Source organism: Mycobacterium sp. (assembly GCF_051006775.1).
In the GTDB taxonomy this organism is placed as follows: Bacteria; Actinomycetota; Actinomycetes; order Mycobacteriales; family Mycobacteriaceae; genus Mycobacterium.
In genome coordinates this window covers 1-4,510 of the sequence record NZ_JBPCSX010000074.1, presented here as the reverse complement: position 1 = coordinate 4,510, position 4,510 = coordinate 1, and the positions used below count along the sequence as shown (strand labels likewise).

The 4,510-nt window shown below is 67.0% G+C and carries 3 protein-coding genes and 1 pseudogene; 3 read left to right on the top strand and 1 reads right to left on the bottom strand.

Annotated features, from left to right (window positions below):
- The 3 genes and pseudogenes from ACR2JI_RS05765 to ACR2JI_RS05755 all read left to right on the top strand — a co-directional run.
- Positions 1-245: pseudogene (locus tag ACR2JI_RS05765) on the top strand (bifunctional 3-(3-hydroxy-phenyl)propionate/3-hydroxycinnamic acid hydroxylase); the annotation flags it as partial.
- A 107-nt stretch (positions 246-352) separates the two neighbouring features.
- Positions 353-1,831 carry an aldehyde dehydrogenase family protein gene (locus tag ACR2JI_RS05760; protein WP_526388943.1) on the top strand — a complete coding sequence of 493 codons (1,479 nt, stop codon included), beginning with the start codon at positions 353-355 and terminating at the stop codon, positions 1,829-1,831.
- A 96-nt stretch (positions 1,832-1,927) separates the two neighbouring features.
- Entirely contained in the window at positions 1,928-3,163 is a 1,236-nt protein-coding gene (locus ACR2JI_RS05755) for an HNH endonuclease signature motif containing protein (protein ID WP_526388945.1), read from the top strand.
- A gap of 6 nt (positions 3,164-3,169) precedes the next feature.
- Here the strand turns inward: ACR2JI_RS05755 and ACR2JI_RS05750 are convergent.
- The coding region (locus ACR2JI_RS05750) for a peptide MFS transporter (RefSeq protein WP_526388941.1) at positions 3,170-4,510 on the bottom strand (1,341 nt) is incomplete at its 5' end.

Sequence of the window (4,510 nt, the reverse complement as noted above, 5' to 3'; positions counted from 1 at the left end):
GCCACCTCGACGACGTACTGGGTAGCGGCTTCGCGGTGATCACCAGTCAGGCGCTGTCCCCCGGAGATCGCGCCGAGGCCGAAAGGTGCGGGGCCACGGTCTATCTGGCCGATCCGGACAGCGAGGTCGGCCACTGGCTCGGCCGGGGCCGGGCCACCACGGCGATCGTCAGGCCGGACCACACCGTGCTGCGGGCCGGCCGGGAGGTATCGCGGCTGTTGGAGTCACTAAGATCGATTTCCTGACCACACCCTTGCGATCGGGACGATATGACCACAGCAGCCGCGCCGCCGAACAGAGATGTCAACACCCCTCCGGGGCTCGCCACCGGCCGAGCCGTGTTCTGCTGAACATGGCGTCCCCGGAGATCGCACCGCTGCGCCAGTTCATCGCCGGGACGTGGCGCCCCGGCACCGGGGCTGACGTGCAGAGTCACAACCCGACCCGTCCGGAAGAGGTTGTCGCCGAGGGCCTTTCGGCCACTGCTCCCGATGCCGAGGAAGCGATCGGCGCAGCACGGGATGCACTGCCCGGGTGGGCCGGGACCACCATGCACCAGCGCGGAGCGGTACTGGCCGCCGCCGCGGCAGTGGTCGAGCGTAACGCCGCCGCCTGGGGCCTGGAACTGGCCGTCGAAGAGGGCAAGACCAGAGCCGAAGGCGTCGGCGAAGTGATGCGCGCTGCGCAGATACTGCGCTACTACGCAGCCGAGGGCGACCGACAGGCCGGAGAGGTCTACTCCTCGCCCCGGGCCGGTGAGCAGATCCTGGTCACTCGTAGACCGGTGGGTGTCGTCGCGGTGATCACCCCGTTCAACTTCCCTATCGCGATTCCGGCGTGGAAGATCGCGCCGGCATTGATCTATGGCAACACGGTGGTGTGGAAGCCCGCCAGCGCTGTTCCCCTGCTGGCGATCCGGCTCGCCGAGGCGCTGCACGAGGGTGGTTTGCCACCCGGGGTGCTCAACCTGCTGATCGGCAATTCCGCACTGGGCGACGCGGTGGTCAATCACACTGATATCGACGCGATCACCTTCACCGGCTCCACCGGGGTGGGACGCCGCATTGCCGCCGCAGCCGCTGCCCGTGGTGTCCCGGTCCAGGCCGAAATGGGCGGTAAGAACGCCGCGGTGGTTCTCGATGATGCCGACTTCGACCTGGCGGTCGATCAAGTGATGCTCGGTGCATTCCGCTCTACGGGCCAGAAGTGCACGGCCACATCACGTTTGGTCCTCACCGACGGAATTGCCGACCGCTTCCTGACGGCATTGACCGCACGGGCAGATGCGCTGACAGTGGGAGATCCAGCCATCGACAGCACCGAGATGGGCCCGGTCGTCAGCGGTTCGGCACAGGGCAGCATTGTCGACGGCATCGATACCGCCGCCGCGCAGGGAGCGACAGTACTGGCCGGCGGTGGCCGCTATAGCGACGGGCCGCTGTCGCAGGGCTTCTTCGTCGCACCAACCGTCGTCGCACTCAGCGGCCCGGCCGACATCTGGACTGAGGAACTGTTCGGTCCGGTGCTGGCGGTGCGGCGTGCAGCCGATGCCGAGGAGGCGTTCGCGCTGGCCAACGACAGCGAGTTCGGGCTGTCCGCCGCGGTGTTCACCCAGGATCTGACCCGCGCACTGCAGGCGATGGAGTGCGTCGATGTCGGTGTGCTGCACATCAACTCGGAATCTGCCGGGGCCGATCCGCACGTACCCTTCGGCGGTGCGAAGAAGAGCGGTCTGGGCCCCAAGGAGCAGGGCAGCGCGGCACGAGAGTTCTTCACCCACACCACGACGGTGTACCTGCGCGGCGGAGCGCCGAGGGGTGCGACCCCGTAGTGCGGCTGCGCCGGCGTTGAGCCATTGCTCTCACGGCCATACCTACACGATTGCGCACTGAAGCCGAAACTTGTCATACCCCGCTGCGATGATGTGATCATGTCCACGGCAACGGTCGCACCGCCCACTGAGCGCCTTGAGGTGTTGTTCGGGGAGTTGGCGGAGTTGGCTGGTCAGCGGAACGCGATTGACGGCCGGATCGTGGAGATCGTGGCCGAGGTTGATCGCGACGGGTTGTGGGGAGCGACCGGGGTGCGTTCGGTTCCTGCGTTAGTCGCCTGGAAGCTGGGCATGTCGGCGGCCAATGCCAAGGCAGTCGCCTCCGTCGCCGCGCGCAGCGACACCTTCCCCCGCTGCGTGGCGGAGTTGCGTGCGGGCCGGCTGTCGCTGGATCAGGTGGGTGTTATCGCTGCCGGCGCTGCCGACGGCTCTGATGAGCACTACCTGGCGTTGGCGCGGGTGGCCACCGTCAATCAGTTGCGCACCGCGGTCAGCCTTGAGCCGCGGCCTGAACCCGAACCTGCGCCGCCGCCGCAGCGCTCGATCACCAGGACCTCCGGTGAACGATCCACGAACTGGCGGATCACCCTTCCTCATGATGAGGCGGCGATGTTCGACGCCGCACTGCAGTCTCATCTGGATGCGTTGATCATCGAGTGGAAGTCCGATCACGGCGACGGTGAGCTCCCAGCAGATGACCGGCCGCCGATACCGGATACCGGTGATGCGTTCCTGCGCCTGGTCGAGGCCGGCTGGGACGCCGACGCCATCCGCCGACCGCACGGGCAGCGCACCACCGTGGTGGTGCACCTTGATGTCGAAAAGCAAGTCGCCGCATTGCATCTGGGTCCACTGCTCAGCGACGCCGACCGCCGATACCTCACCTGTGATGCCACCTGCGAGGTGTGGTTCGAACGTGACGGCCGGGTCATCGGCGCCGGCCGCACCACCCGCACCATCAGCCGGCGCCTGCGGCGCGCGCTCGAACACCGCCACCGGACCTGCGCTGTTCCCGGCTGCGGCGCCACCCGCGGCCTGCACGCCCACCACATCCGGCATTGGGAAGACGGCGGGCCCACCGAATTGTGGAACCTGACGCTGCTGTGTCCCTATCACCATCGGCTCCACCATCGCGGCGGTATCACCATCACCGGCACAGCCGAGGAACTGGCCGTCACCGACAGCGACGGCCGGCCACTGAGCCCCGGATCACTGGCCCGACCACCCACCGGGCCCGCCCCCGCGGTCCCGCCCTACCCCGGACCAACCGGCGAACGCGCCCACTGGTGGTGGTATGACCCCTTCCAACCGAAACCACCACCGCCGAACTAGTCGAAGTCAGTGCACGCCTTCCATCAGCACGCTGATGCGCGGCGCGACCACCCAGACGATCAGACCCACCACGATGGCGGCAGCGCCGAGGATGCCGAAGTAGGCGAACTCGTGAGCCTGGTCGTAGTACCGGGCCAGCACGCCCGACAGCGCAGTTCCCAGACCCACTGAGAAAAAGTACAGCGCCATCATCTGGGAACGGAATGCGTTGGGCGCCAACTGCGTGGTGACCGACAGGCCGATCGGCGAGAGCAGCAATTCCGAGATCGCGAACGCCGCCATGATCGCCACAATCGCGAGGACGGGCACCGTCCGGCCGGTACCGCCCGCCATCGGCAGAAAGAGTAGGAACGCCACGCCCATCCCGACCACCCCGTAGGCGAACTTGCGCGGTGTGGTCGGCGCGCGCCGACCGAGCTTGGTCCACAGCACCGCGAACATCGGCGAGAGCAGGATGATCCACACCGGCTCGATGGATCCGATCCAACTCGACGGCGCTGTCCAGCCGAAGATCGTCCAATTGATCCGTTCGTCGGAGTAGACCGCCAGCACGGTGAAGATCTGCTGGAACAGCGACCAGAACACCGCGTTGGCGATGAACAGCGGGATGAAGGCGCGGACCCGGGTGCGTTCGACGGCGTCGACCCTGCTGCTTGTCAACATCGTGGCGAAGTAGGCAACCGACGCGATGATGATGAGCAAGGTGGTCACCTGCGAGAGGTTGGCCAGCTTGACCACTCCGGTGACGAATCCGACCGCGATCGCCCCGAGCACCACGACCGCGACGGCCACCGCCCGCCCGAGTGCCTGACCCGACAACGGATGCGGCACCGTGCGACCGTGCTCACCGAGGTTGCGCCGGAACACCACATACTGGGTCAGTCCGAGCGCCATACCGACTGCGGCGGCGCCGAAGCCGTAGTGGAAGCCGATCCTGGTCTGCAGCAGTCCGGTGATCAGCGGGCCGGCGAACGCCCCGATATTGATACCGAGATAGAACAGCGTGAAGCCACCATCCCGGCGGGGGTCACCCTCGGCATAGAGCGTCCCCAGCAATGACGACGCGTTGGCCTTCAACGCACCGGCGCCGAGGGCGATCAGCACCAGGCCCACCGCCACACCGCTGAGACCGGGCAGCAGAGCCAGCGAAATATGACCGCACATCACCACCACCCCGCCGTAGAAGACGGTGCGCTCCATACCCAATACCCGGTCTGCCACCCAGCCGCCGAGCACGGTGGACAGGTAGACCAACCCGCCGTAGGCCCCGACGATCCCGGTGGCGGTGGTCTTGGGCAGACCCAGTCCACCGTCGGCCAGCGAGTAGTAGAGGTAGTAGCCCAGGAT